The sequence below is a fragment of the Kocuria sp. CCUG 69068 genome, assembly GCF_020833785.1.
Classification (GTDB): domain Bacteria; phylum Actinomycetota; class Actinomycetes; order Actinomycetales; family Micrococcaceae; genus Kocuria; species Kocuria rosea.
In genome coordinates, this window is record NZ_PDDL01000019.1 from 1 (window position 1) to 25,702 (window position 25,702).

Genomic DNA, 25,702 nt, shown 5'->3' on the forward strand with positions numbered 1-25,702 from the left:
CGGCGGCCGGGACCCCCGCGGCACCCCGGGCGGAGGAGGGGCACGACGTCCCCGCCCACGACGTCCCCGCCCTCGACGGGCTCGGCCCGCACGTGGTCACCGGCGCGGTGCTCCTGCCGGCGGCCCGCTCCGGCGACGCGCTCAAGGTCGAGGTGCTCCGGGTCGCGGACCCCGGCGCGTCCGACGGTCCGCTCGGGACCGGGTGCACCGCCTACCTGCCGGTCCGTGCTGACGGGGCCGCCTTCTGCCCCCGGGAGCTCCACCGGGCCCTCGGCGCGGCCGGGCAGCCCCTGCGCGGCACCTTCCGGGTGACCGTGTGCCGGACCGGCGCCCAGGACGTGCCCGCCGTGGCGCACCGGCAGCCGTTCGCCGAGACCGACGAGCACTGGATCGTCGTCGGGCGCTCCGGGACGGAGGACGCCGACGAGCAGACGTTCTGCCTGACCGCGGCCATGCAGCAGGCCGTGCGGGCCGGGGTGGACTTCCTGGCCCGGGACCGCGGCATGGACCGGCCCATCGCCCACGCCTATCTCTCCAGCGCCGCGGAGTTCGCCGTCACCCGGCTGGAGGACAGCTCCGCGGGCGCCCACGGCCGGATCCGCAAGGCCGACTTCCGCTGAATCAGCACCTCGCCACGGGTTCCGCCGACCCGCCCCGATCGATGTGCATTCGTAACCGTCATATTTCGCATGGGACATGCCGGACCCCCCGGTAACCCCTACTGTGGGTGACGCAGGTCACGCGGGCGTCCGTGCGCGGTCCCGACAACGAGGTCGGGCTGTCGCCGCCGGTAGCACCACGGCCGGGGCGCCCGGTGACCTGTCCAACCCCCGCTCCCGCCCTCGGCGCTCGCCGTCACGGCCCGGAAACACGGGGACCCCGAACCGGAAACACGCTCTCCCTATGGTCGTAGGCGTTCGAGAAAGCCGCCCCTGACCGCAGGAGCCACCCATGAGTGAGCACTTCGCCCGCCGCGCCGCCGACGAACTCCAGCGGGGTCTGGGGCGGCGCACCTTCTTCCGGGCGGCCACCGCCGTGGCCGCCGCCGGCGCGGTCACCGGCACCGGGGTCGGCGCGGCCTCCGCGGCCGTCCCGATGGGCGCCCAGCACCCGAAGGGCGGCCGCTCCGGCTTCCGGGGCTCCGTCCTGCAGCCCGGGAAGGGCAGGATCCCCGGGGACCACTACCTGCCCTCGGACGTGGACAGCGTGCTGTGGGGCTACGTCCCGTCCGTGGACGCCGAGCCCTCGCTGCGCATGCGCTCGGGGCGCACGGTCACCATCGACGCCGTCTCCCACGAGGGGATCCTCGAGGACCAGGGCCGGGACCCGGTGGAGTTCTTCGGCGCGCAGGGGGTCTCCCGCGCCCGGGTCCTGGACGACGCGGTGGAGATCGCCCGCGACTACGACCGCACCGAGCGGGACTTCGACCGGGACGGCCCGCACGTGGTGACCGGCCCGGTGTTCGTCGAGGAGGCGCGTCCCGGGGACGTCCTGAAGATCGAGACCCTGCACGCCGACCTGCGCGTGCCGTACGGGGTGGTCTCGAGCCGCCACGGCAAGGGCGCGCTGCCGGGCCCCGCCCGCGGCGGGCCGGTGGCCGACATCCTCGTCGAGGACGTGCTGCCGGCGGTGGGCACGGACGGCCGGTCCACGGGCAACCCGCAGGAGTACGGCAACGTCTCCACGTTCACCCCGGTGGAGCACGGTCAGGGCGTCATGGCCGGCGGGACCGTGCGGTTCCCGCTGCGCCCGTTCATGGGCATGATGGGCGTCGCATACCAGCAGGGCTCCGGGCCCACCGACGACCTGCTCAACTCGATCCCGCCGACGCTGGGCGGCGGTAACATCGACATCCGCCACCTCGGCGTGGGCTCCACCTTCTACCTGCCCGTGCAGACGGACGGCGCCCTGTTCTACGTGGGGGACCCGCACATGGCCATGGGCGACGGCGAGGTGGCGCTCACCGCGATGGAGGGCTCGCTGCGCGGCACGTTCCGGCTCACGGTCTGCAAGGCCGGGGAGGGGGACGCGCCCTCCGTGGCCCACTCCTACCCGTTCGCGGAGACGGACGAGCACTGGATCCCGATCGGGCTCTCCGACCCGGACGGCGCGGCCGGCGGGGAGCAGAACTCCGACCTGGACGTGGCGATGCGCCGGGCCGTGCTCAACGCCCTCGACTTCCTCGAGCAGGACAAGGGCATGGAGCGCGCCGTGGCCTACGCCTACCTCTCGGCCGCCGCGGACTTCGCCATCTCCCAGGTGGTGGACCGCACCGTGGGGGTGCACGGGCTGATCCGCAAGGCGGACTTCGACCGCTCCTGAGCCTGCCCTGTCGATTCGCGGGCATGACCTCTAGTCTGCGGGCATGACCTCGTCCGCCCGGCCGGCAGCACCGGCCGCCTCCCTGCCGCGCACGATCGCCCGGGTGCTCCTCGGGCTCGCCCTGCTCGGCGCCGGGATCAGCCACCTCACGGTGGCCCGCCAGGAGTTCACGGCCCAGGTGCCCGAGTGGCTGCCCGTGCCCGACGACGCCGTGGTGCTCGGCTCCGGGGTGGTGGAGATCGTCCTCGGCGCCGCGCTGGTGGTCCTGCCCCGGCGGCGGGTGCTGCTCGGGTGGCTCGCCGCGGCGTTCTTCGTGGCCGTGTTCCCGGGCAACGTCTCGCAGTACCTCACGCGCACGGACGCCTTCGGTCTGGACACCGACCGGGCCCGGGCCGTGCGGCTGCTGTTCCAGCCGCTGCTCGTGCTGTGGGCCCTGTGGTCCACCGGGGCGTGGCGGTCGTGGCGCCGCTCCCGCCGGGATCAGTCCCGGCGGTCGGCGTAGCGCTCGGCCCAGCGGTCCCGCACGCGCCGGTACAGGGTGAACGTCCCGAGGTAGGCGAGGGCCGCGAGCACCACGACGGGCAGCCACTCCTGGGCGTCCACGGTGGTCAGCAGCGCCCCGGCCGAGGTCAGCACCAGGGCCAGGACGAGCAGGGTCGCGACGATCGACTTCACGGGCGTCCTTCCGGGGCGCGGCGGCGTTGCGGGGCCCTTCCAGCGTAGCGGCCCGGCACGCGCGGCCCAGGGGGGGGGGGGGGGGGGGGGGGGCTCAGCAGGCCTCGGCGAGCGCGCGGCCGGTCCCGTCCGCGGGAGAGGTCGCCGGAGAGTTCGCGGAGGAGTGCGCGGGGGACGTCGCGGGGATGTCGCCCAGGTGCAGCAGGTCCACCACGTCCGCCTCGTCGAGGGCCGCCTCGCGGGCCAGGAGGGTGATCGGCACGCCGTGGCGCACGGCCAGGCGGAGCTCGTCGCGCAGCGACTCGAGGGCCTGGTCCAGCCGCCAGCGCTCGGCCTCGAGGCCGGCCTCGTAGGCGCACAGGCGCCGGGCCTGCTCCTGGGCGTCCGGGGCGGCAAGAGGCCCGGCGTCCGCCAGGGCCTGGTCGAAGGACCACTCGGCGTTCTCGACCCGTCCGGCCGCGGCGAGGACGCGCCGGGTGAAGAACGGGCGGAAAAGCATCGCCTCGCCGTCGGGGACGATCGAGGGCACCGTGCCTCCGGGGACCGGCGTCTCCTGCAGGAAGCCGCAGGCGCAGGCGTGCACCCGGCGGCCGTCGATCGCCGCCTGCGCCACGGCGTGGTTGACGTGGTCCTGCACCTCGGCGAAGTCCAGGGTGCGCACCGGCATGGGCTCGCCGCAGTGCACGGGGGCGGCGGGAACCGCCCCGGGGTCGTTCCGGACCGCCCGGAGGGGGGAGTGCTCTGTCGTCTCGACGGTGGATCCGGGGTGCAGCTGCTGGCTCATCTTCCGACCTCTTCCTCACGTACCCTGCGGTGTTCCTCTGCGACGGCGTGCGCTCCCTCACAGGACCACACGATCCCATCGAACAGCAGTATTACTAGATTGTCTAGTTATCAGTTCATCTGATTTGTAGATCACCTACACTGGACGCATGACCGCACATCCCCGCACCTCGTCCGGCTACTGGTACGCCGCCGAGGGCGACCGTCCTCCGGCCGTGCAGGTGCTCGAGGCCCTGCGGGCCTACCGGGCGGCCGAGTCCGCCATGCGGCTGCGCACCCGCGACTCCATGGGCATGGGGGAGAAGGACGTGCTGGCCCTGCGCTACCTGCTGGAGGCCGACCGCGCCGGGACCCCCATGAGCCCCCGGGACCTGGCGAGCAAGCTGGGCATCTCCTCGGCCTCCACCACCACGCTGCTGGACCGGCTCTCCCGCAGCGGCCACGTGGCCCGCCGCCCCCACCCCACGGACCGGCGGGCGCTGGTGATCGTGGCCACCCAGGAGGCCGACTGCGAGGTCCGCTCCACCCTGGGCGCCATGCACGAGCGGATGCTCCGTGCCGCCCGGGATCTGTCCGCCGAGGAGGCCGCCACCGTGACCGCCTTCCTGCACGCGATGGCCGAGGCGGTCGAGGCCGTCGACGAGCGGCAGCTCCACGAGCACGTCGAGGACTGCCGGCACCCCGGACCCGGGGCCGCCTGAGCCGGCGCCCCGCCCCGCCGGGCCCCCGCGCCGGCCCCACGGCGCAGCACCCCGGCCGAAGACCCCCGGCCGAGGACGCCGGGGCACGAAAGGAGATCCCGATGGGACTCGACGACAAGATCCGCAACGCGACCGACAAGGCGGTCGGCTCGGCCAAGGCGGCGGTCGGTGACGCCACCGACAACCGCGATCTGCAGGCCGAGGGCCAGGCGCAGAAGACGGCCGGGACCACCCGGCAGGCCGGCGAGCACCTGAAGGACGCCGCCCGCAACATCGGCGACGGCCTCAAGAGCTGACCGGGGCGCGCACGCCGGTCCCCGCCCTCCGAACCGAGGGCGGGGACCGGCCTCGTCATGGCCGGGACCCCGGCGGACCCGTCAGTGGGTCGGGAAGCCCAGGTTGATCTGGGACTCCGAGGGCTCGGGCCAGCGCGTGGTCACGAGCTTGCGGCGGGTGTAGAAGTTGAACGCCTCCGGCCCGTACATGTGGGTGTCGCCGAAGAGGGAGTTCTTCCAGCCGCCGAACGAGAACGCGCCGATCGGCACCGGGATGGGGACGTTGACCCCGACCATGCCGACCTCGATCTCGAACTCGAACTGCCGGGCCGTCTTGCCGTCGCGGGTGAACACCGCCACCCCGTTGGCGAACTGGTTGGTGTTGATCAGCCGCACGGCCTCCTCGTAGGTGTCCACCCGCACCACGGACAGGACCGGGCCGAAGATCTCCTCGTCGTAGGCCTTCATCCCGGGCCTCACGTGGTCCAGCAGCGAGACGCCGGTGAAGAACCCCTCGCCGTCGAACTCCTGCTGCGTGCCGTCGACGACGACGGTCGCACCCTCGGCCTCCGCCCCGGTCACGTAGCCGTTGACCCGGTCCAGGGCCGCCCTCGTGATGAGCGGGCCCATCTCGGAGGCCGGGTCGGTGCCGTCCCCGATGGTCAGCTTCGCGATCCGCTCCTTCAGCCGCTCGATCAGCGGGTCGGCCACGTCCCCCACGGTGACGAGCACCGAGACCGCCATGCAGCGCTCCCCGGCGGAGCCGTAGGCGGCCGAGATCGCGGCGTCGGCGGCCCCGTCCAGGTCGGCGTCCGGCATGACCACCATGTGGTTCTTCGCCCCGCCCAGGGCCTGGACGCGCTTGCCGTGCTGCGCCGAGGTCTCGTAGATGTACCGGGCGATGGGGGTGGAGCCCACGAAGGACACGGCCTTGACCAGCGGGTTCGTCAGCAGCTCGTCCACGGCCTCCTTGTCCCCGTGCACCACGTTGAGCACCCCCGGGGGCAGCCCGGCCTCGGCGAAGGCCTCGGCGATCCACACCGCCGCCGAGGGGTCCCGCTCGGAGGGCTTGAGGATCACGGTGTTCCCGGCGGCGATCGCGGTGGTGATCATCCACAGCGGGACCATGGCGGGGAAGTTGAATGGGGTGATGCAGGCGACCACGCCCACCGGCTGGCGGGTCTGGTGCACGTCCACCCCGGTGGCGGCCTGCTCGAGGAACTCCCCCTTCATGTGGTGCATGAGTCCCGCGCAGAACTGCACGTTCTCCAGCCCGCGGGCGACCTCGCCGGCCGCGTCCGAGAGGACCTTGCCGTGCTCGGCGGTGATGATGGCGGCCAGCTCCGGGGTGCGCTCCCGGATGATGTTCTCGACCTTGAACATGATCGCCGAGCGCTTCGACAGTCCGGTGGCCCGCCATCCGGGCAGGGCGAGCTCGGCGGCCTCCACCGCGGTGGCGACGTCCTCGGCGGAGGCCAGCAGCACCTGCTTGGCCACCTGCCCGGTCGCGGGGTTGTAGACGTCCGCGGTGCGTCCGGACCCGCCGTGGCGCTTCCCGTCGATGAAGTGCTCGATGACCGCGCCGGTGGTCCGGGGGTCCCGGGCGCCCCGCTCGGCGTCCTGCTGCGTGCGGGCCTCGGCGTCCTGCTTGGTGTTCTGCATGGTGTCCTCCTCGGTCGTGGTGGTCTCGGCGCCGTTCAGGCCTTGTCCGGGTCCCAGCCCGGGATCTTCCCGTCCGGCGCGGCGTACTTGGTGATGAGGGAGCAGTCCTTGTCCCCGAGCCCCTCGTCGATGAGCTGCTGCAGCCTCTCCGCCACGAGCTCCGCGGCGGGCAGCTCCACGCCGGTCTGCTCGCCCGCCATGAGCGCCAGGCCGGCGTCCTTGGCGGCGAGGGCGGCGCTGAACGTGGCCTCGAAGTTCTTGTTCGCCGCGGCGGAGTCCACGATCCCCGGCACGGGGTACCAGGTCTGCAGCGCCCAGGAGTTGCCCGAGGACACCGAGGCGATGTCCCAGAACACCTGCGGGTCCAGGCCCAGCCGGTCGGCGAGCACGGAGCCCTCGGCGCAGGCCTCGAGGCAGATGAACAGCATCATGTTGTTGACGATCTTGGCTGCCTGGCCCGTGCCGGCGTGGCCCGTGGCCACGATCTTGCGGGCCATGGGCTCGATGAACGTCCGGGCCTGCTCCACGACGTCGGGCTTCCCGCCGACCATGAAGGTCAGGGTGGCCGCGGCCGCGCCGCTGATCCCGCCGGAGACCGGAGCGTCCACGAAGCGGAAGCCGGCGTCCTCGGCGGCGCGGTGGAGCTCCTCCGCGGTCTCCACGTCGATGGTGGAGCTGTCGATGAGCAGCGCGTCCTCCGGGGCGAGCGCGATGACGCCGCTGTCGCCGAGGTAGACGGCGCGGGCGTGCTCGCCCTTGGGCAGCATCGTGAACACGACGTCGGCGCCCTGGAGGGCCTCCTCCAGCGTGTCGAAGGTCTGCACGCCGCGGTCGCGGGCGGCCGCCATGGCGTCGGCGCTGACGTCGTGGCCGCGGATGTCGTAGCCCGCCCTGGCGAGGTTGGCGGACATCGGGTTGCCCATGTGGCCGAGGCCGATCCAGGTGATGGTGGTCATCGGGGAGTCCCTTCTGCAAGGTGTCGAGGGTGTCGGGAGCTGGGGGTCGTGCACAGCGCGCCCAGCGGCGGACCGGGGAGCCGGTCCGCCGCTGGGCGCGGGTGGGTGCTGGGGTCGGGGATCAGGAGGTCCGGTCCTCGGCGGACTTCTCCTCGGAGAGCCGGCGCCGGTCCTCGGCGTCGATGTCCTGCAGGGAGATGCCCTTGGTCTCGCGCAGCGTCCACACCGCGAAGAGGGTGATGAGGCAGGCGATGGCGATGTAGATCGCGATCGGCACCCAGGAGTTGAACTCGCGCAGCAGGGCGGTGGCGATGATCGGGGCCAGCGAGCCGGCCACGATCGAGGTCACCTGGTAGCCCAGGGAGACGCCCGAGTAGCGCATCCGGGTGGGGAACATCTCGGCCATGATGGCCGGCTGCCCGGCGTACATGAGCGCGTGGATCATCAGGCCGATGGTGATGGCCGCCAGGATGATGAAGCTGTTGTCCGTGTTGAACATCGGGAAGGCGATGAACGCCCAGAAGATGCCGAGGAAGGCGCCCGCGGCGTACATCGGGCGGCGGCCCACCCTGTCGGTGGCCCGGCCGACGAGCGGCACGCAGATCGCGTGGATCACGTGGGCGATCAGCAGCAGGAGCAGGATCCGGCTGGTGTCCACGTCACGCTGGGTGGACAGGTAGGTGATCGAGAAGGTGACCACCACGTAGTAGAGGATGTTCTCGGCGAAGCGCAGGCCCATGGCGCCGAAGACGCCGCGGGGGTAGCGGCGGAAGACCTCGCCCACGCCGTAGGCGGCGGACTTCTCCTCGCGGACCTCCTGCTGGGCCTCCTTGAAGATCGCGGCGTCCGTCACGTGGGTGCGGATGTAGTAGCCGATGGCCACGATGACGATCGAGAGCCAGAAGCCCACGCGCCAGCCCCAGGAGAGGAAGGCCTCCTCGGAGAGGGTGAAGGACAGGGTGAGCAGCACGACGGTGGCCAGCAGGTTGCCCAGGGGCACGGCGGCCTGCGGCCAGCTGGACCAGAAGCCGCGCTCCTTGTTGGGGGAGTGCTCGGCCACGAGCAGGACCGCGCCGCCCCACTCGCCGCCCACCGCGAAGCCCTGCACGAAGCGCAGGACCACCAGCATGGCGGGGGCCCAGTAGCCGACCTGCTCGAAGCCGGGCAGGCAGCCCATGAGGAAGGTGGCGGCGCCGACCATGACGATCGAGATCTGCAGCAGGTGCTTGCGCCCGTACTTGTCGCCGAAGTGGCCGAAGACGATGCCGCCCAGTGGGCGGGCGATGAAGCCGACCGCGTAGATCAGGAACGCCTTGAGGATGCCGTCCAGCGGGTTGCCGGTGTCCACGAAGAAGAGCTGGCCGAAGACCAGGGTGGACGCGGTGGCGAAGAGGAAGAACTCGTACCACTCCACGACCGTGCCGGCCATCGAGGCCGCCACGACCTTCTTCAGCCCGCCCCGGTTCTCGGGGGAGTCGTTCGGGTCCGCCGACGCGGCGACCCTGTCCTCGGTGCTCATGTGGTTCTCCTCCTGCTGGGGAAACGGTGACGGTGGTCACAATGTTTGCCTACAGTGTGCGGATATGTGGTGCGCTTCACAATGACCATGCGCTCGCGGCGCCTGTGCAAAAATGCACATGCCACCCGGTCGTGTGCGTTCCCCCGGGCCGGTCCAGCCCCCGGGAGGAGAAGCCCCTTGTCGCACGGTGCCGACGACCTCCTGCTGCTGCTCGCGGTGGTCCGCCACGGCTCCTACGCCGGCGCCGCCGCGGACCTCGGGCTCAGTCACACGACCGTGTCGCGGCGGATGGCGGCGCTCGAGAAGACCGTGGGCGCCCGGCTGCTCGTGCGCACCGGGGAGATGTGGGAGCCCAGCGAGCTGGGCCGGAAGTTCGTGGCCGCCGGCGAGGAGATCGAGGCGGCGCTGGGCTCCCTCCCGCTCGGCGCGGGCGGGCGCGGCAGCACCGTCAACGGCGTGGTGCGGGCGCTGGCCCCGGACGGCTTCGGCGGCGTGGTGATGGGCGCGGCCATGCGGCGGCTCATCGAGGAGCACCCCGGGGTGCGGCTGGAGATGATCAACGCGGCACGGCGGGCGCAGACCAACCCGGTGGGCATCGACCTGGAGGTGGTCGTCGGGCGCCCGGAGGTCTCCCGCAAGGAGGCCTTCCACCTGGCGGACTACTCCCTGGGCGTCTACGCCTCCCGGGACTACCTGGCCGCCCACCCGGCCATCCGCACGCCTGACCAGGTGCAGGAGCACCCGCTCATCTACTTCGTGGACTCCATGCAGGACGTCGCGGAGCTGGACATCCCGCGCCGGCGGTTCCCGCGGATGCGCCAGGGCGTGGGGGCGACGTCCTCGGTGGTGCACGTGGAGCTCACCAGGGCGGGCGCCGGGGTCGGGCTGCTGCCCTGCTATCTCGCCGAGCGGGCCGGGGACCTGGTCCGGCTCTTCCCCCAGGAGCTGTGGTTCCCCGTGGAGTACTGGGTGGTCTCCCGCGCCGACCTGCTGCGCCGGCCCGCCGTGCGGGCGGTCATGACCGCGATCCGCGCGGCCGTGGCCGACATGAAGGACGAGCTCATCGCCGCCCCGGCGGCGAACACGGACTGAACCGCGCCGCACGCCGTCCCCGCGGAGTGCGCCCTACCGGGAGCGGAGGATGTCGAAGACCGAGGAGTCGTCGTGCCGGCCGTGGCCCTCGCGGCGGCCGCGCACGTAGAGCTGCTCGGCCGCCGAGGCCAGCGGCACCGGCTGGGCGACCGCCCGGGCGGCGTCCGTGACCAGGCCCATGTCCTTGACGAAGATGTCCAGGGCGGAGCGGACCTCGGCCTGCTCGCCCTGCAGCATCCGCGGCCCGCGGTCCTCGAACATGAAGGACGTGGCGGCCCCGGTCGAGAGGACCTCCAGGCACTGCGCCGGGTCCAGGCCCATGGAGTCCGCCAGGGCCAGCGCCTCGCCCGCCACGGCGATGTGCACCCCGCACAGCAGCTGGTTGACCACCTTGAACCGCTGCCCGTCGCCCACCCGGGGGCCGACGAGCGGGGCGTTGGCGGCCATCGCGTCCAGCAGCGGCCGGACCGCGGCGACGTCCTCGTCCGCGCCGCCGACCATCACGAGCAGGTCCCCGGTGGCGGCGCGCGCCGTGCCGCCGGACACCGGGGCGTCGACGACCCGCCGGACACCGCGGCCCTCGAGGCCCTGCGCGGCGGACTCCACGGCCTGGGGGCCGACGGTCGCCATCACGAGCAGGACCGTGTCCGGGTCCAGGGCGTCGGCGATGCCGCGCTCGCCGAACAGGACGTCGTGCAGCTGCGCCCCGGTCGCGACCATGACGACGACGACGTCGGCCCCCGCCGCCGCCTGCCGGGGATCGGCCAGCAGCTCCAGGGCGTCGCCCACGACCTCCCCGGCGCGGGGGGAGACGTCGAAGCCGCGGACGGGGAAGCCGGTGCGGGCCAGCGTGAGGGCCATGGGGGCGCCCATGGCGCCCAGTCCCAGGAAGCCGACGGACAGGGGTGTGCTCATGACGGGTTCTCCTGGGAGTCAGAGGTGCGGGTGTGTGCGGCGGCCCGGTCGAGGACCTCCACGACGTCGGCGAGGGCGCTCTCGGTGCCCACGTTGCCGGGAAAGACCACGTAAGGCCCGCCCCGGGTGGTGTCCGGGGCGTCGGTGGGTTGGAACATGGAGATCTGGCCGGGGAAGAACTGGCCGGCCACGGTGGCCCGGCGGATGCCGAGACCGCGGTGGGCCACCTCGTGGGAGGTGATCCCGCCCTTGGCCACGACCCACGCCGGGCGGGCCTGCGCCACCCCGTGCACGACCTCCACGAGCGCGTCGGAGACCGACCGGGCGATGGCCAGCGACTCGTCGGGGTCGTCCGTGCGCACGAGCTCGCGGCTGGTCCACACGACCGCGTCGCTGGTCCGCAGCGCCTCGGTGATCCGCGCGACGGCGTCGGCCACGTAGCCGGGGCGGGCGTCGTCGTCGAGCAGGGTGGGCACGTGGAGCTCGACCTCGAAGAGGTCGCGGCGGGTCCGCAGCTCGGCGAGCTGGCGGTTGGTGAGCCCCACGTGGGAGCCGACCGCCACGAGTCCGTGCGGCAGCCGCCCGGGGCCCACCACGATGTCCTCCGGGCCGAGCTCGCGCGAGCCGGTCAGCCCGGCCAGGGGCCGCACGAAGGACGGGCCGCACCGGGTGACGAACGTGCGGCCCTCGGCCTCGAGGACGGCCAGGGCCTGCGCCACGGTGTCGAGGTCCGCGTACTCCGTGGCGTTGACGACCACCCAGGCCCGGTCCCGGGCCCGGCGCAGGATGCCGGCGACCGCGTCCACGCCCCCGGAGCGGATGTCCGTCAGGCCGATGGAGAGGATCGCGTCCCGGTCCAGCGTCCCGCCGGAGCGCTCCACGAGGAAGTCCTTGAGGTCGGAGGAGGAGTAGCCGAAGGTGGCGTCCGCGGCGAAGTCGGTCTCCCCCACGGGCATGGGGCGGCCCTGCAGGACCGCGTAGTGGACGTCGTCCTCGGTGTAGCGGCCGGCCTCGAGCATGGCCGGGGCGAGGAGGAACCCGTCGACGGCCACCCCGTGCCGGGCGAGGACGTCGGCGAGGGCCGTCGGCTCGGCGATGACGTGCCCGCGCAGCGTGGAGTCGCTGCGGGAGACGAGGTGGGGCAGGGGCAGGTGCTCGGCGGCGAGGGCCTCCAGCACCGCGGAGACGAGCTCGGTGTTGATCGCCACGGCCTCGGCCTCGGGCCGGGCCCGGCTGTTGGTGAGCACGAAGCAGGTGCGCCCGGGGTGCCGGACGACGTCCAGCACGGGGGCGGGGTCGAGCTCGAGGACGACGTCGACGTCGTGGACGCACTGGGAGCCGGTCGGGTCGTCGTCGAGCACGAGCAGGGTCCGGGGAACGGTCATGCGGGGACTTCCTCTCGGGGAGCGGTCAGGACGGTCCTCAGGTCCCGGTCGGTTCCAAACCGACACTCCACCTGTAAGATGTCAGACATGCTATGTGTCGTGGGACACGTGGTCAACGGCAGGAATGCCGCGCGCGGCCGGGGGAGTCGTCCCTTGACAGCTCGGACATCTGACATTCCCTGGTTGATAGGATCCCCTGTCACGGGCGGAGCACGCAGGAGCTGCCCTCCGCCGTCCACCTCACCGCAGAGGAGCACCATGGCCCGCCCGTCCCTGGTCGACCAGGTCGCCGACGCCCTCCTCGACCGGATCGTCGCCGGGGACCTCCCCCCGGGCTCGGTGGTGCCCGGCGAGATCGACCTCAGCGCGGAGCACCAGGTCAGCCGCATGACGGTGCGGGAGGCGGTCAGGACCCTGGGCGCCCAGCGCATCCTTCGCGTGGAGCGCGGACGCGGGACCTTCGTGAACCCCGTGTCCCAGTGGGCGTCCCTGGACGCGGTCATCCGGGCGGTCTCCGAGGGGCAGGACGACGCGGCGGCCGCCGTGCAGCTGATCGAGCTGCGCCGCTTCCTGGAGACCGGCGCCTGCGAGCTGGCGGCCGGACGGCTGTCCGCCGCCGAGCTGGCCGGGCTGGCCCGGGACGCCGACGCCATGGAGGACGCCCACCGAGCCCAGGACGTGGCGGCCTTCGTGCGCGCCGACCTGCGCTTCCACGAGCGGATCCTGCAGGCCTCCGGCAACGTGTTCATCGCCGTCCTGTTCGCACCGCTGCACCGGGTGCTGGAGGAGCGGCGGGCCCAGACCTCACGGGTGCCCGAGATCCAGGCCCACGCCATCGACGAGCACCGCAGGATCGTCGCCGCCCTGGGCTCCGCCGACCCCGTGCGGGCCCGCCAGGCCATGGACGAGCACATGCAGCAGACGCTCGCCGATCTGAAGACCTACGTGCTCGGGGACCTCTCCCCGGCCGACCGCTGAACGACACCTGACGAAGGACTGTGCCCGTGCGCGCCAACCTGCTCGACGTCGTCACCTCCGCCCTCGACGCCCGCACCGCCGTGCCGGCGCTGAGCACCTACGACTTCACCACGGCCCAGGCCGTGGTGGCCGCCAGCGAGCGCGCGGACCGCCCCGTGATCCTCCTGGTCCCGCCCAAGGCGGCCTCCGGGACCGGCGGCCGGCGCCTCGTCACCGCCCTGCGCCACCTGGCCGACGACGCCGCCACCCCCGTGTGCGTGCAGCTGGACCACGCCGTCGACCTGGGGCTCGTCGAGCAGGCCGTGGCGGCCGGTGCCGACGCCGTCCTGGCCGACGGCTCCGCCCTGCCCCACGCCGAGAACGCCGCGTTCGTCGCCCGCGCCCGCGAGCTGGCGGGCCCCGGCGTGGTGGTCGAGGCGGAGCTCGGCGGCCTCCCCGGCGACGAGGACACGGCCCGGATCTCCGCGGCCGGCGGCATGACCGATCCCGATGCGGTCCCCGCCTTCCTGGCCGCGTCCGGGGCGGACCTGCTGGCCGTGAACGTGGGCAACGTGCACGGGCACTACCAGGGCACCCCGCGCCTGCACTGGAGCCGCCTCGAGCAGATCTGCGAGGCCGCCGACCGCACCCCCCTCGTGCTGCACGGCGCCTCCGGTATCCCCGAGACCATGCTGGTCCGCGCGCCCCTGGCGGGCATCGGCAAGATCAACATCAACACCGAGCTGCGCTCGGCGGTCCTCGCAGCCCTGGCGGACCGGCTCGAGGAGCGCCGGCACGAGGGCCTGGACCTCTGGGCGCTGCTGGGCGACTGGACCGGGGCGGTGCGCGAGTTCACCGCGCTGGCCCACGCGCTCACCACCGCCGAGGCCCGCTCCAGGAATTCCTGAGCACCGGTCCGTCGTTGTCGCCTACCGTGCCCCGTGCCCCGGGGCCCGGTCCGCCGGCCGCCTCCGGAGCACCGGCAGGCACCACCAGCACCGATCACGACCAGAGGAGTTCCCCATGGAGTACACCCGACTCGGCAGTTCCGGCCTCTACGTCTCCCGGCTGGCCCTGGGCACCATCCCCTTCGGCTCCGGCGGAGGGTTCGAGAAGATCGCGGGCCTCGGCCCGGACGAGGCCCGCCGCCAGGTCGACGAGGCCCTGGACCGCGGCGTGAACTTCATCGACACCGCCAACCTGTACTCCGCCGGGGACTCGGAGCGCGTCCTGGGCGAGATCCTGGGGAGCCGGCGGGACGACGTCGTCCTCACCTCCAAGGCGCGGACCCCCACCGGGGACGGCCCGAACGACGGCGGCGCCAGCCGCCTCCACCTCACCCGCGCGGTCGAGGACAGCCTCGAGCGGCTGCGGACCGACCACCTCGACCTGCTCTACATCCACCAGTGGGACGGCCAGACCCCGATCACCGAGACCATCGCCACCGCCGACGAGCTGATCCGGGCCGGGAAGATCCGGTACTGGGGCGTGTCCAACTACAACGGGTGGCAGCTGGCCAAGACGGTCTACGAGGCCCGGGCGGCGGGGCTGCAGGGCCCGATCGCGCACCAGGCGTACTACACGCCCGAGGCCCGGGAGATCGAGTACGAGATCGTCCCGGCCGCCCGGGACCTCGGGATCGCGACCTTCGGCTGGAGCCCGCTGGGCGAGGGGCTGCTCAACGGCAGGGTCCGCCGCGGCGCCGAGACCCCGGCCGACACCCGTCAGGGCACCGGCTGGCCGGAGCCCCACGTGGTGGACCGGGACCGCGCCTACGACCTGATCGAGCTCTTCGCCGAGATCGCCGGGGAGCTCGGCTGGACGATCCCCCAGGTGGTGATCTCCTGGATCCTGGGCCGCCCGGGCATCGACGGCACCGTGATCGCCGCGCGCAGGTTCGAGCACCTCACGGAGGACCTCGACGCCGCCGAGCTGATGCTGCCGCAGGAGGCCCGGGACCGCATCACCACGGCGTCGCAGCTGCCCGCCTACTACCCGCTCTGGCACCGGCTGCTCAACGGCCAGGACCGGCCCGAGCCCGCGGAGGCGGAGTTCTACGCCGAGCAGCGGGGCCACGTCTTCGGGGGGGACCAGGCCTGATCCCACCGGCCTCCACCTCGGGGTGGATTCCCCTGGACGGCCCGAGAACTACCCTGTGGACATGACCTCGCACCCTCCGCCCCGGCCGGCGCCCTGGCAGACCGGTGCCCCGTCCGCCCGCCCGGGCGGCGGGCCTCCGGTTCCGCGGCCCGGCGGTCCGACGACGGCGCCGCTCACCCACTCGGAGTTCTACCGCACGCCCCGCAATCGCTGGTGGAAGGGCCTGATCAGCATCCTGGCCGTGAGCGCGGCGATCCTGCTGATCTCGGTCGTGGTGTCCTTCGGTGCCGTGGCGATCGAGCTCCTGCGGGGCACCATGAGCACGGAGGAGATCGCGAGCGGACAGATCGCCCTGACCCCGGTGCTGCTGCTGGCCACCAACCTGGCGCTGATCGCCTCGGCGGCCGTCGCGGTGGTCCTGCACCGGTACCTGCACCGGCAGCCGGTCGGCACCCTGCACGCGGTGGAGGGTCGTTTCCGGTGGGGCTGGCTGGGGCGGGCGGCCGCCGTCGTCGTCCCCCTCTTCGTGGGCTACGCGGCGGTGGTGGCGCTCCTCGAGGCCCCGGGGCCGCTGGTCCTGGACGCCACCGCGTGGGCCTTCCTCGCGATCGTCCTGCTGACCACGCCCCTGCAGGCGGCGGCCGAGGAGTACATGTTCCGCGGGGTGATCCAGCGCGCGGCGGGCTCGTGGGTCTCCGGGGCGATCCCGTCCCTCCTGCTCGGCACCCTCGTGAGCGCGGCGGCCTTCTCGATCGCGCACTTCGCCTCGGACGGGTGGCTCATCGCGTACTACTTCGTCTTCGGGGTCGCGATGTCGCTGCTGACCCACTTCACGGGCGGGCTCGAGGCGGCCTCGCTCGTGCACGCGGCGAACAACGTGGTGCTGTTCCTGGTGTCCACGCTGACGGGGCAGATGGGCGAGGCGGTCGACCGCTCCGCCGGCGTGGGCGGCCCGTTCATGCTCGCGCCGATGCTCGTCATCGCCGCCGTCGCGGCCGTGCTGATCCTGCTCGGCCGGCGGCGGGGACTGCGGCGCCGGGCCGTGCCGCCGGCGACCGCCTGAGGCCGTTCCGCCGGCCGGACGAGCAGGACCGGTGGACGATGCCCACCGGTCCCGGTGCGGGGACTCAGAGCTCGCGGTCCTCCACGACGTCGAGGTCGCGGAACGTCGGCTCCCCGTCCATGAGCTCGCGCAGCTTTCCGGCGTACTCCTGGGTCTGCGGCAGCTCGGAGTTCTCCATGGCGGGCTCGTAGGAGTCGAAGAAGACAATCTCGCAGAAGCGCGTCGGGTTGCTGCGGTCCGCAGTGGTGAGGACGCGGCGGGCCGTGCGGTTGCCCTGCGAGGCCCGCTCCCACTCCGCGACGACCTCGGCCACCTCCTCCGGCCGCGAGGTGGTGTATTCGATCAGCTGGATGAAGGCCATCGTGCACGCTCCTTGGAATGCGACCCCTCCCCGGGCCACCAGTCTAGGCCGGGGCGGGCGGGCCACCCAGGGCCGCGGGCAGATGACGGAGCCTGTCTCCGCCGCCGGGCAGGGGGCCGGGCAGCGCTACTCGGCGCCGGTCTCGCCGGCCCAGGCCTCCGCGTAGAACGGCGCGGAGCGCGAGTCCAGCAGCTCGGCGTAGAGCTCCGGCTCCAAGGCCTGCGCCGAGTCCTCCGGGACCGTCGGGGCGAACGCGGACACGCCCAGCCCGGCCGCGCGGTCCTGCAGGGTCAGGCCGGCGGCCTCCAGGAGCGTGGGGTACATGCTCAGCTGGTCCACGCCGGGGCGCGGCGTGCTGTTCCCGTCCGCGCCCGGGACCCAGATCCGGTTGAAGATGGTGCGGTTGTCGTGGTGGTCCAGCTGCTCGTGGAAGGCGTCGCCGGCGCTCATGTGCTTGAGGTGGTCGCCCATGATCACCACGGCGGTGTCCTCGAGGTAGCCCTGCTCCTCCATGTGCTGGACGAAGCCGGCCACCTGGGTCATGGAGCAGAAGAACGCGGAGGTGACCTCGTTCTGCGTGTCCACGGTGCAGTAGTCGTAGATGTGCACCGGCTCGTGGGTGTCCAGCGTCAGCACGGAGAGGTTGAACGGCCGGCCGGTCTCCTCCGCCTCGGCGTGCAGCTCGTCGATCTCGTCCGCGGCGTGGGCCATGAGGCGTCCGTCGCTCAGGCCCCAGTCGCCGCGGAAGCTCTCCTCCGGGTCACCGGCGGCGCGCCAGTCGGAGAGGTCCTTGACCTCGTCGTAGCCGTGGCTGCTCAGGAAGGTGTCCTTCGCGGCGAAGGAGGCGTTGGCGCCGCCCAGGAAGACGCTGCGGTATCCGTGCTCGTCCAGGACGTCGCCCAGGCAGGTTGTGCCGCCCAGGTAGGTCTCCACGTCCCCGCCGAGCTCGTTGAGGGCGCCGCTGTCCGCGGCGGAGCCCATGCCCTTCAGCGGGATGCCGCACTGCGTGGCGGTGAGACCGGCCATGGTCCAGCCCCCGCCCCGGTACTGCTGGAGGTCCGCCACGCTCTGCCAGCCGTCCGAGGCCTCGGTGACCTCCTTGAGCGGGGCGAAGGCGTCCTTCTCGAAGTGCTCGTCGTTGGCGAGGGTCTGCTCGCCGGACTCCAGGTAGATCAGCACCAGGTTGCGCCGGTCCTGGTCGCCGGTGACGACCGGCGCCGTGTAGTAGTCGCCGAGGTCGTACTCGGAGTTCCCCGCCCTGATGTAGTCCCGCACGCCCACCGTGGTGGCGAAGGCCGTGGTGCCGCCGACCACCAGCGTGCCCACCAGGGCGGTGGTGAGGGTGCGCATGATCCACCGGGTGCGGCGAGGACGCGGGTCGTGGCCGTGGTGGCGGCGGCGCTTGCGGCGCCGGACGTGCTGCCACAGGGCGATCCCGGCGGTGAGGAGCAGGGGGACCACGCCGATCCCCAGAATGCCCATCCAGACGATGGCGCCGCCCCCGCCGTCCATCTCCACGGAGACGAGGTTCAGGAGCATCTGGCCCACGGAGATCTCGCCCCAGTAGTACCGGATGCCGGCGGCGGCGATGAGCAGCGCGAGCCCCGCCCAGATGAGGACGTAGACCAGGACGTGTCCCAGGACAGCGCCGACCCGGCGGATCACGTGAAGATTTCGATCGGACATGGCACCACCTCGCGTTCCAGGTGCGCGCGTGGTCGCCGAACGCCCTTGACATCAAACGGTTCTCGGGTGCATAGAACCCTAGTACCGATTCGTAACCTGTTCAACAGCGATTCACCTGGGAATGCGGAACAGTTCACCTCCGCATGCACCGCACGGCCCTCGACATGGTGCCGAGCACCTGGAGAATTCCGACGGCCACCCGGCGCGTGACCGGGGCGTCGCACCACCTTCGCGGAGGAGAGATCCGACGGAGCAGGAGGTACCGTGAACGGCGTCACACCCGTGCACCGATTCCGGAGGTCAACCGTGAAGATTCGTGGAGCCGTCCTGGAGACCATGGAGGCCTCCGCCCCGTACGCCGAGTCCCAGCCGCTGCGCGTCGAGGAGCTCGAGCTCGGCGAGCCCGGGCCCACCGAGCTGCGGGTGCGGATCACGGCCGCCGGGGTGTGCCACTCCGACCTCTCCGTGGTCAACGGCAACCGGCCGCGGCCCCTGCCGATGCTGCTGGGGCACGAGGCGGCCGGCGTCGTCGAGCACGTGGGCGCCGAGGTCACCGACCTGGAGGTCGGCCAGCACGTGGTGATGGCGTTCCTGCCGCGCTGCGGCGAGTGCGCCGCGTGCAAGACGGAGGGCCTGCTGCCGTGCACGGTCGGCTCGAAGGCCAACGCCTCCGGCACCCTGATAGAGGGCTCGATGCACCTGCGCTCCGAGACCCGCGGCAACGTCTACCACCACCTGGGGGTCTCCGGGTTCGCCACCCATGCCGTGGTGGACCGGCGCTCCGTGGTGCCCGTGGGCGAGGACGTCCCGGCCGCGATCGCGGCCGTCATGGGCTGCGCGGTGCTCACCGGGGGTGGGGCCGTCATCAACGCGGCACAGGCCACCGCCGACGACGCCGTGGCCGTGGTTGGACTCGGCGGCGTGGGGCTCGCCGCGGTGCTGGTCACCAAGGCCGTGGGCTGCCGCCGGGTGATCGCCGTGGACGCGCTGCCGGAGAAGCTGGGCATGGCCCAGGAGTTCGGCGCGGACGAGGCGCTCACCCCGGACGAGCTCGTGGCGCTCGAGGACAAGCCGCGCGTGGTGATCGAGGCCGCCGGGCACCCCCGCGCGTTCGAGACCGCGTTCAACGCCACCGCGGTGGGCGGGGTGACCGTCACCATAGGGCTGCCGGCGCCGGGGGCGATGTCCCAGATCGAGCCGCTGAAGATCACCGCCGAGGCCCGCCAGATCATCGGCAGCTACCTCGGCTCCGCTGTGCCGGCGGTGGACATCCCCAAGTACGAGCAGATGTGGCGCGACGGCCGATTGCCCCTGGAGAAGCTGATCACCTCCCACATCACGCTGGACCAGATCAACGAGGCGATGGACGAACTGGACGCGGGGCGGGCGGTGCGGCAGGTGATTGAGTTTCCGGACTCATGAAACGAGCGACGTAGTGCAATCCTCTGAGGGATGCATGCCTCATGCACGTCGATGCGCGAGTCCTTCAGTACTGAGGAGGAGCCGGCACCTTAGACTCCGTTTATGGCTGCCTCCCCGCGCATGATGTTTGAAGAAGAGATGCAGTTTCGTCACGCGGCCATGGAGTGGTTGGCCATGCGCACCAATGATGGCGCCGAGCCGATGTACTTTCGAGATATTGAGGAATTTGAATACGAAGGTGCGCGAATTCCTCTTCGGAATCGCTATAAAGGCATCTGGAAGCCGGCAAGCTTCGGCGCCGCCCTCTCGTTCACTACGAAGTTCACAAAACCCGGCAAGGAACGCCCTTACGAGGACGCAGTAGGTGACGACGGCCTGATCCGCTACAAGTGGCGGGATGGAGGACCGCACATCCCAGACAACCAGGCACTGCGAGCGGCTATGGAAGCGGGCCTGCCGCTCATCTGGTTCTACGGCATCTCGGAAGGCATCTACCAACCGATCTTCCCCGTGTTCCTCGTGGCGGAAGAGGCGGACCAGCAGCAGTTTGTCGTGGCAATCGACGACGCTCAACGTCTCTTTGAGGATGGGCCAATTTTCTCTGAGGGGCCTTCTCTCAGCGTGGTAGAAAAACGCTATGCCGCACGCATGGCGCGTCAGCGGCTCCACCAACCAGTATTCCGGTCCATGGTAATGAAGGCCTATGATGAGCACTGCGCGGTCTGTGCCTTGCACCATGTCGAGCTACTGGACGCAGCTCACATTATGGCAGATTCTGACGAGAAAGGCATTGCCGCAGTAACTAACGGAATATCTTTATGTAAAATTCACCATGCAGCATATGACAGAAAATTCTTAGGAATCACTTCAAGTTATGTTGTAAAAATACGGACGGATTTGTTGTCGGAGATTGATGGTCCCATGTTGAAGTATGGATTGCAGGAGCGTCATAACAAAGAATTAATGGTGCGACCTCGGCGACGCAGTGAATGGCCGTCCCCGGACCTACTGGAAGAATCTTACAATGCGTTCCTTCAAGCCGTATAAAACACAAGGAAACTATTCTAAGGGCATATTGATGATCATTGGCGCCAATGGCTAGGCAGAAGCGTCCTCTCGCCGGATATAAAGCGTTATAACAAAATATTAACCAAACAAAGTTGGACACAGCCAAGCTGAACACTCGACCGGGTCCGACAGCGTGAGAATTCACACTACGGCCGTCGATGCATGAGCGACCAAGCGCATATGCGAGCTGAGACTGGCTTGACGGCTTATCGGTAAACTGCCCGCAGTCCCCATACGCGCGTTGCGCTCAGAGGGGTCTTAAGGTGGGTAGAGTCAAGGCCCCCTCGAGGGGTCCAGTTTTGTTCAGGTTTTCTGGCGCCCGGCCCGGTGCTCCCAGCCACCGCCAGCCAAACGGGCGAAATTGGTGATCACACGAGGGACTTCGACCGTGCTGGCCTAGCAATCGCCCGGCCAAGACGGTTGCTTCCATCAGCATCAGTGCCAACGGTGGCATAGTGGTGACATGAGTGATGCGAGTTCCTCCACCGTCTTCTTCGCCTACGCAGGGAAGCCTGCGTTAAGAGCGGAAACAATCCGTGACGCCATCAAGGCACTCAATAAACGAGGAATAAATGCCACTTCGTGGGAAGATTTGGGCATTGAAGGTAATTTCATAATTAACTCTATTACATCAGCCATAGATGCCAGCGACGCCGTCGTTGCTGAAGTGAGCAACATGAACAGCAACGTACTATTCGAGGCCGGATATGCCGTCGCTAAAGGGAAGCACTTGTGGCTCGCCCTCGATGACACCGATAGGACAGCAACAAAAGCTTGGAGCGGGAATCCCTTAATCAGCACGGTTGGTCGAGTTGACTATGGTGGAAACTCAGATTTTCTTGCATCAAAAATTCAAAATATAGCATTCAATACAACTAACGACCCTATCTTATCTTCGCTTATAGTCGATGCTAAATCGAGAGAGAGCAACGCGGTATTTGCACCTTCAGTGCCACTCAAATTTCAAGCAGCAAAGTCGCTGGAGCGTTCACTTGAACGAAAGTCCCACCTAAAAATACTAGGTTCAGGTGATGACCTGGGGCTTGCACCATTAAAATTTTATGCCAGTGAAATATATCGCTCATCCGCGTCGATATTTCACCTTATGGCACCCCACAGGCAGCGAGCCGAAGAACACAACGCGCGAGCTAGTTTTCTTGCGGGATATGCCCATGGGTGGGGAATTCCGATAATTATGGTGGCAGAGGAAGGTTTCATTTCCCCACTCGATTATCAGGACATGCTATTCACCTATGCAACTTCATTTGAATTAAACAATCGAGTTGACGCATGGTTAGAAAATCTGCCTAAAGTTCCCGGTTCTAATAAGCGACTGGGGCGTCTGGCAATGGATGTCGAAATGCCAGTTAGATCATTTGGGCAATACGTCGCGGAAAACGAAAAAGCGGAGCTCAATGACTATTACATTGAGACAAATGAGTTTGAGGCGATCCTTTCGGGTCGGGCAAATGTATATGTTGGCCGAAAAGGAACTGGAAAAACCGCCACTATGATTCAATCGGTGGAGGAGTTGCGGAAGGATCGACGCAATTTGGTCGTGCCCATAAAGCCGTCGTCCTATGATCTCTCCAATTTGTTAGAACTTCTTGAAAAGTTGAGTACTGGTAAGCAAAACAACTATCTTCTCATGCAGTTATGGTCCTATTTGATCTGCACGGAGATTGCCATCCGAGCCACCTCGCACGCAAAGAGCCTTCCGGCTGGGACCGGGGGGTCGGACGCGCTTGCAAGACTGGAGGAGCTCCTTGACGGTATGGGAGTGGACGCTGAATCAGACTTTTCGACGCGTTTTGACTTGGTCGTGGATGAACTGCTGTCTTACCACTCGGGCTTCCCTGACGGCGGCGTTCCGGTCGCTGATCTTTCCGATAGCCTGAGAATTAAATGGATGACGTCCTTGCAGGGAGGCATTAGGGAAGTTCTTCATGGCTTTGATCGGGTCGCCGTTGTCATAGACAACTTGGACAAGACCTGGGAGGCTGGAGTGAATTATGAGCTGGTCTCTCAGTTTCTTTTGGCGCTGTTGACTACAGGGGGCAAGCTGCAGCACAACTTCCACAAGTCATCAAAGGGATCGCCGTCCATTAACTTAACTTTGGCGATTTTTTTGCGCACAGATATTTATGATGTTATGACAACTTTTGCCCGTGAGCCGGACAAAATTAATCCTCAGTCTGTTCAGTGGCAGGACCAAGAGTTGCTGGTAAGAGTCCTGGAGGATCGTTATGCGGTCAACCGGGACAGGAAGCGATCAGGCCAACCCGATATGTGGGCAGAGGTCTTCTGCAAAGAGGTCCGCGGCATGTCTTGCAGAGATTATGTTTTATGGCGCGTGTTGCCTCGACCTCGGGATATTATCTATTTTGGCAATGCCGGGATTACTACTGCGATCAACCGTCGCCATGGCATCGTCGAAGAGTCTGACTTGGTTTTTGCTGAAAACGAGTACTCTAAATTTGCCGTGGAAGCCTTACTGGTTGAAAGTCAGGCACAGGGTTTCGACCTTGAAGAAGCTTTGTATGAATTTGCTGGTCTCGACTCGACAATAAGCGCTTCGTTAATTGATGAGATGCTTTCCCCCCACGGCGATGCCGTAGATTTGCGGTCATGGCTTATCAAATCCTCCTTTTTAGGTGTCGAGATAAGTGATGGTGACTTTGTTCATATTGAAGGTGACACGGCGACTCGTCGAAAATTGATTGCGGCGGAAAGATTGGCTTCCCGACTCGGCAGGCCCATGCGATTTAGGGTTCATCCCGCATTTCGACCGCATCTCGACATTCGAGATGATGATTTGCATGCGCCGGAAATTACGGATGTGACTTTTACTGATGCCACATCTTGATTCCGCTATTGAGAGAAAATGCTTGTTTGTTTTCTCTATTTCGCAAGAGATTGAGGGTAATTGCGGTGTTTTGGCGCGTAGCGGCATGGGTGCGGATTACTGGTCAACTTGCTGCAGATGACTTTACCAGTTCGATGGCAAGTCCACCGCGTTGGATTTACGGACATATGAGCTGGGGGCATGTCCAGTCCGCTCGACCGCTTTCATTGGCCACACCTATATGCACACTACTCTTGATTTGCGATAAGCATGTTCCAAGAGTTTTTCACGCCCGAGTGTAAGGAAGTACTCGTAGCCGGCCGGTCGCTATGCGTCTAATGCATGTGGACGTCGGGTAGGGCGCGAAACATACGCGCGGTGCGCACGCAAGAGGGATTACACGGAAACCTACAAGGGTGTCAGGAGCGAGGGTCTTGATACCCATGGTCATCTGCAAAGGATCGGATTGACGTCATATGTATCACGGAGTGCATAGAAGTATCAGTGAACAGTTGATTAGCTAGCTAGTGGTCCGCGTCACACCTCCGTAGCGTTGAGGATATCGCGCACCGGCCGACGGTTTTTCTGCTCGCCAGGTGCCTCCCGCTTGGTGTCCACGAAGGAGTACCCGCATGTTTGGCATGCCCCGCCGCCTGCTCTTCGGCTATCTCGCCCTCGCTATTTTCATGACCGGTGATGGTTTTGAGCTCACGTTCCTGTCCCGCTTCCTCGTCGAGAACGGCTTCACGCCTACTCAGGCCGGCCTTGTCTTCACCGTCTACGGCCTGGTGGTCGCCATCTCGGCGTGGACCACCGGCGTGCTCGCCGAGGTCGTGGGCGCCAAGCGCCTCATGGTCCTCGGCGGCGTGCTCTGGATGGTGCTGCACGTCCTGTTCCTCACCGTGGGGCTGGAGAGCGTGCTCGGGACGATCCTGATCTACGCCCTGCGCGGGGTCGCCTACCCGCTGTTCATGTACTCCTTCGTGGTGCTCATCGCGCAGTCGGTGCACCCCAGCCGCCTGGCCTCGGCCATGGGCTGGTTCTGGGCCTCCTTCTCGCTGGGCATCGGCGTGATGGGCGCCTACGTGCCCAGCCTCCTGGTCCCCGTCATCGGCGAGTACGCCACCCTGTGGATGTCCCTGCCCTTCGTGGCGGCCGGCACCCTGATGTGCGCCTTCCTGGTTCCCGGCGCCCCGCCCGAGACCGACCTCTCCCAGAAGCTGCACGGCGCCGAGCGCACGCGCGAGCTGCTGCGCGGGGTGACCATCCTGGTGGAGAACCGGCAGATCGCCCTCTCCGTGGTCATCCGGGTGCTGTGCAACCTCACCCTCTACGCGTTCCCGATGATGATGCCGCTCTACCTGACCACCGGCGAGATCGGCGGGCAGTCCTGGTTCACCCTGCCCGAGTGGATGATGCTCTGGGCGATCATGAACACCATCACCATCGGCGCCAACATCGTCTGGGGCCGGCTCGGGGACCGCTACGGCTGGATGCGCCAGATGCGCTGGTTCGGCTTCGGCGGCATGGCCCTCGCGGTCCTCGCCTTCGCCTACGTCCCGGTGTGGTTCGGCCCCAGCTACCCGGCGATGGTCGGGGCCGCCGTGCTCTTCGCCCTGTCCGTCACCGCGTTCGTCCCGATGGGCGCGATCTTCCCGGCCCTGGCCCCCGAGCACCGCGGGGCGGCGATCTCCGCCCACAACCTCGCTTCCGGGCTGACCACGTTCCTCGGCCCCGGCATCGCCACCTTGCTGCTGCCCGTCCTCGGCCCGATCGGGGTGTGCTGGGTCTTCGCCGGCCTGATGCTCCTCGGCACCCTCACCACCTTCTTCATCCACCCGCCCCAGCCCGGTATCACCACCGAGGACGGCCGGATGCTCCCGCGCCGCGATCGCCTCGCCATGGCCGCCTGAAA

Annotated in this window: 22 protein-coding genes and 1 pseudogene; 14 read left to right on the forward strand and 9 right to left on the reverse strand. The window is 68.7% G+C overall.

Annotation, left to right across the window (positions count from 1 at the left end):
• From CRM73_RS05785 to CRM73_RS05795, 3 genes and pseudogenes are all read left to right on the forward strand, one after another.
• Nucleotides 1-620 (forward strand): annotated as a pseudogene (locus CRM73_RS05785) (hypothetical protein); the annotation flags it as partial.
• Between the two features lie 331 nt (nucleotides 621-951).
• On the forward strand, nucleotides 952-2,322 hold the full coding sequence (locus CRM73_RS05790) for an acetamidase/formamidase family protein (protein WP_229587118.1): 1,371 nt from the start codon (nucleotides 952-954) through the stop codon (nucleotides 2,320-2,322).
• A gap of 43 nt (nucleotides 2,323-2,365) precedes the next feature.
• On the forward strand, nucleotides 2,366-2,824 hold the full coding sequence (locus CRM73_RS05795; RefSeq protein WP_109243585.1) for a hypothetical protein: 459 nt from the start codon (nucleotides 2,366-2,368) through the stop codon (nucleotides 2,822-2,824).
• On the opposite strand, the gene CRM73_RS05800 is transcribed toward CRM73_RS05795, so the two are convergent.
• Together CRM73_RS05800 and CRM73_RS05805 are read right to left on the reverse strand one after the other, a co-directional pair.
• A complete protein-coding gene (locus tag CRM73_RS05800) occupies nucleotides 2,803-2,997 on the reverse strand; it encodes a hypothetical protein (protein ID WP_017831825.1) in 195 nt (64 codons plus the stop codon). The genes CRM73_RS05795 and CRM73_RS05800 overlap by 22 nt on opposite strands.
• Before the next feature lie 94 nt (nucleotides 2,998-3,091).
• A complete protein-coding gene (locus CRM73_RS05805) occupies nucleotides 3,092-3,781 on the reverse strand; it encodes a hypothetical protein (RefSeq protein WP_017831826.1) in 690 nt (229 codons plus the stop codon).
• A 148-nt stretch (nucleotides 3,782-3,929) separates the two neighbouring features.
• Here CRM73_RS05805 and CRM73_RS05810 point away from each other — a divergent pair, with 148 nt between their 5' ends.
• Nucleotides 3,930-4,481 carry a MarR family winged helix-turn-helix transcriptional regulator gene (locus tag CRM73_RS05810; protein ID WP_017831827.1) on the forward strand — a complete coding sequence of 184 codons (552 nt, stop codon included), beginning with the start codon at nucleotides 3,930-3,932 and terminating at the stop codon, nucleotides 4,479-4,481.
• Nucleotides 4,482-4,582: 101 nt separating this feature from the next.
• Nucleotides 4,583-4,777, forward strand: a complete 195-nt coding sequence (locus CRM73_RS05815; RefSeq protein WP_017831828.1) for a CsbD family protein — start codon at nucleotides 4,583-4,585, stop codon at nucleotides 4,775-4,777.
• A gap of 81 nt (nucleotides 4,778-4,858) precedes the next feature.
• On the opposite strand, the gene CRM73_RS05820 is transcribed toward CRM73_RS05815, so the two are convergent.
• From CRM73_RS05820 to CRM73_RS05830, 3 genes are all read right to left on the reverse strand, one after another.
• The gene (locus CRM73_RS05820) at nucleotides 4,859-6,418 is read right to left on the reverse strand and encodes a CoA-acylating methylmalonate-semialdehyde dehydrogenase (protein ID WP_229587120.1); all 1,560 of its coding nucleotides are present in this window, start codon (nucleotides 6,416-6,418) and stop codon (nucleotides 4,859-4,861) included.
• 35 nt (nucleotides 6,419-6,453) lie between these two features.
• On the reverse strand, nucleotides 6,454-7,374 hold the full coding sequence (gene mmsB / locus CRM73_RS05825) for a 3-hydroxyisobutyrate dehydrogenase (RefSeq protein ID WP_229587122.1): 921 nt from the start codon (nucleotides 7,372-7,374) through the stop codon (nucleotides 6,454-6,456).
• 121 nt (nucleotides 7,375-7,495) lie between these two features.
• A complete protein-coding gene (locus tag CRM73_RS05830; RefSeq protein ID WP_017831831.1) occupies nucleotides 7,496-8,893 on the reverse strand; it encodes an MFS transporter in 1,398 nt (465 codons plus the stop codon).
• A gap of 177 nt (nucleotides 8,894-9,070) precedes the next feature.
• On the opposite strand from CRM73_RS05830, the gene CRM73_RS05835 reads away from it, so the two are divergent.
• Nucleotides 9,071-9,985 (forward strand): LysR family transcriptional regulator, encoded by a 915-nt coding sequence (locus CRM73_RS05835; protein WP_229587124.1) that lies wholly within the window; start codon nucleotides 9,071-9,073, stop codon nucleotides 9,983-9,985.
• Between the two features lie 33 nt (nucleotides 9,986-10,018).
• On the opposite strand, the gene CRM73_RS05840 is transcribed toward CRM73_RS05835, so the two are convergent.
• Both CRM73_RS05840 and CRM73_RS05845 read right to left on the reverse strand, forming a co-directional pair.
• On the reverse strand, nucleotides 10,019-10,900 hold the full coding sequence (locus CRM73_RS05840) for an NAD(P)-dependent oxidoreductase (RefSeq protein WP_229587126.1): 882 nt from the start codon (nucleotides 10,898-10,900) through the stop codon (nucleotides 10,019-10,021).
• Complete coding sequence (locus tag CRM73_RS05845) at nucleotides 10,897-12,285, reverse strand: four-carbon acid sugar kinase family protein (RefSeq protein WP_229587127.1); 1,389 nt, start codon at nucleotides 12,283-12,285, stop codon at nucleotides 10,897-10,899. The genes CRM73_RS05840 and CRM73_RS05845 overlap by 4 nt, the downstream gene beginning before the upstream one ends.
• 258 nt (nucleotides 12,286-12,543) lie before the next feature.
• Between CRM73_RS05845 and CRM73_RS05850 the strand changes: the two genes are divergently transcribed.
• The 4 genes from CRM73_RS05850 to CRM73_RS05865 all read left to right on the forward strand — a co-directional run bounded on the left by CRM73_RS05850 (nucleotide 12,544) and on the right by CRM73_RS05865 (nucleotide 16,405).
• Nucleotides 12,544-13,263 carry a FadR/GntR family transcriptional regulator gene (locus CRM73_RS05850; RefSeq protein ID WP_229587128.1) on the forward strand — a complete coding sequence of 240 codons (720 nt, stop codon included), beginning with the start codon at nucleotides 12,544-12,546 and terminating at the stop codon, nucleotides 13,261-13,263.
• A 26-nt stretch (nucleotides 13,264-13,289) separates the two neighbouring features.
• Nucleotides 13,290-14,150 (forward strand): class II fructose-bisphosphate aldolase, encoded by an 861-nt coding sequence (locus tag CRM73_RS05855; RefSeq protein ID WP_229587129.1) that lies wholly within the window; start codon nucleotides 13,290-13,292, stop codon nucleotides 14,148-14,150.
• A gap of 115 nt (nucleotides 14,151-14,265) precedes the next feature.
• Nucleotides 14,266-15,342, forward strand: coding sequence for an aldo/keto reductase (locus CRM73_RS05860; protein ID WP_229587130.1), 1,077 nt, complete (start codon nucleotides 14,266-14,268; stop codon nucleotides 15,340-15,342).
• Between the two features lie 61 nt (nucleotides 15,343-15,403).
• Nucleotides 15,404-16,405: a CPBP family intramembrane glutamic endopeptidase gene (locus CRM73_RS05865; RefSeq protein WP_229587131.1), complete on the forward strand. Its 1,002-nt coding sequence runs from the start codon at nucleotides 15,404-15,406 to the stop codon at nucleotides 16,403-16,405.
• Nucleotides 16,406-16,469: 64 nt separating this feature from the next.
• On the opposite strand, the gene CRM73_RS05870 is transcribed toward CRM73_RS05865, so the two are convergent.
• Together CRM73_RS05870 and CRM73_RS05875 are read right to left on the reverse strand one after the other, a co-directional pair.
• Nucleotides 16,470-16,766, reverse strand: a complete 297-nt coding sequence (locus CRM73_RS05870; RefSeq protein WP_229587132.1) for a hypothetical protein — start codon at nucleotides 16,764-16,766, stop codon at nucleotides 16,470-16,472.
• A gap of 126 nt (nucleotides 16,767-16,892) precedes the next feature.
• Complete coding sequence (locus tag CRM73_RS05875; protein WP_229587133.1) at nucleotides 16,893-18,452, reverse strand: LTA synthase family protein; 1,560 nt, start codon at nucleotides 18,450-18,452, stop codon at nucleotides 16,893-16,895.
• Between the two features lie 306 nt (nucleotides 18,453-18,758).
• Between CRM73_RS05875 and CRM73_RS05880 the strand changes: the two genes are divergently transcribed.
• The 4 genes from CRM73_RS05880 to CRM73_RS05895 all read left to right on the forward strand — a co-directional run bounded on the left by CRM73_RS05880 (nucleotide 18,759) and on the right by CRM73_RS05895 (nucleotide 25,700).
• On the forward strand, nucleotides 18,759-19,874 hold the full coding sequence (locus tag CRM73_RS05880; protein ID WP_229587134.1) for an alcohol dehydrogenase catalytic domain-containing protein: 1,116 nt from the start codon (nucleotides 18,759-18,761) through the stop codon (nucleotides 19,872-19,874).
• A gap of 102 nt (nucleotides 19,875-19,976) precedes the next feature.
• Nucleotides 19,977-20,921: an HNH endonuclease gene (locus CRM73_RS05885; RefSeq protein ID WP_229587136.1), complete on the forward strand. Its 945-nt coding sequence runs from the start codon at nucleotides 19,977-19,979 to the stop codon at nucleotides 20,919-20,921.
• A 484-nt stretch (nucleotides 20,922-21,405) separates the two neighbouring features.
• A complete protein-coding gene (locus tag CRM73_RS05890) occupies nucleotides 21,406-23,808 on the forward strand; it encodes a nucleoside 2-deoxyribosyltransferase (RefSeq protein ID WP_229587137.1) in 2,403 nt (800 codons plus the stop codon).
• A 611-nt stretch (nucleotides 23,809-24,419) separates the two neighbouring features.
• On the forward strand, nucleotides 24,420-25,700 hold the full coding sequence (locus CRM73_RS05895; RefSeq protein ID WP_229587138.1) for an MFS transporter: 1,281 nt from the start codon (nucleotides 24,420-24,422) through the stop codon (nucleotides 25,698-25,700).
• Nucleotides 25,701-25,702 lie beyond the last annotated feature (2 nt).

Bases quoted from the DNA above. Each gene is read 5' to 3' on its own strand.
- CRM73_RS05865 (WP_229587131.1), top strand. From the start codon at position 15,404: ATGACCTCGCACCCTCCGCCCCGGCCGGCGCCCTGGCAGACCGGTGCC.
- CRM73_RS05795 (WP_109243585.1), top strand. From the start codon at position 2,366: ATGACCTCGTCCGCCCGGCCGGCAGCACCGGCCGCCTCCCTGCCGCGC.
- CRM73_RS05790 (WP_229587118.1), top strand. From the start codon at position 952: ATGAGTGAGCACTTCGCCCGCCGCGCCGCCGACGAACTCCAGCGGGGT.
- mmsB (WP_229587122.1), bottom strand. From the start codon at position 7,374: ATGACCACCATCACCTGGATCGGCCTCGGCCACATGGGCAACCCGATG.
- CRM73_RS05810 (WP_017831827.1), top strand. From the start codon at position 3,930: ATGACCGCACATCCCCGCACCTCGTCCGGCTACTGGTACGCCGCCGAG.
- CRM73_RS05850 (WP_229587128.1), top strand. From the start codon at position 12,544: ATGGCCCGCCCGTCCCTGGTCGACCAGGTCGCCGACGCCCTCCTCGAC.
- CRM73_RS05895 (WP_229587138.1), top strand. From the start codon at position 24,420: ATGTTTGGCATGCCCCGCCGCCTGCTCTTCGGCTATCTCGCCCTCGCT.
- CRM73_RS05845 (WP_229587127.1), bottom strand. From the start codon at position 12,285: ATGACCGTTCCCCGGACCCTGCTCGTGCTCGACGACGACCCGACCGGC.
- CRM73_RS05820 (WP_229587120.1), bottom strand. From the start codon at position 6,418: ATGCAGAACACCAAGCAGGACGCCGAGGCCCGCACGCAGCAGGACGCC.
- CRM73_RS05860 (WP_229587130.1), top strand. From the start codon at position 14,266: ATGGAGTACACCCGACTCGGCAGTTCCGGCCTCTACGTCTCCCGGCTG.
- CRM73_RS05840 (WP_229587126.1), bottom strand. From the start codon at position 10,900: ATGAGCACACCCCTGTCCGTCGGCTTCCTGGGACTGGGCGCCATGGGC.
- CRM73_RS05885 (WP_229587136.1), top strand. From the start codon at position 19,977: ATGGCTGCCTCCCCGCGCATGATGTTTGAAGAAGAGATGCAGTTTCGT.
- CRM73_RS05815 (WP_017831828.1), top strand. From the start codon at position 4,583: ATGGGACTCGACGACAAGATCCGCAACGCGACCGACAAGGCGGTCGGC.
- CRM73_RS05830 (WP_017831831.1), bottom strand. From the start codon at position 8,893: ATGAGCACCGAGGACAGGGTCGCCGCGTCGGCGGACCCGAACGACTCC.
- CRM73_RS05890 (WP_229587137.1), top strand. From the start codon at position 21,406: ATGAGTGATGCGAGTTCCTCCACCGTCTTCTTCGCCTACGCAGGGAAG.
- CRM73_RS05875 (WP_229587133.1), bottom strand. From the start codon at position 18,452: ATGTCCGATCGAAATCTTCACGTGATCCGCCGGGTCGGCGCTGTCCTG.
- CRM73_RS05805 (WP_017831826.1), bottom strand. From the start codon at position 3,781: ATGAGCCAGCAGCTGCACCCCGGATCCACCGTCGAGACGACAGAGCAC.
- CRM73_RS05870 (WP_229587132.1), bottom strand. From the start codon at position 16,766: ATGGCCTTCATCCAGCTGATCGAATACACCACCTCGCGGCCGGAGGAG.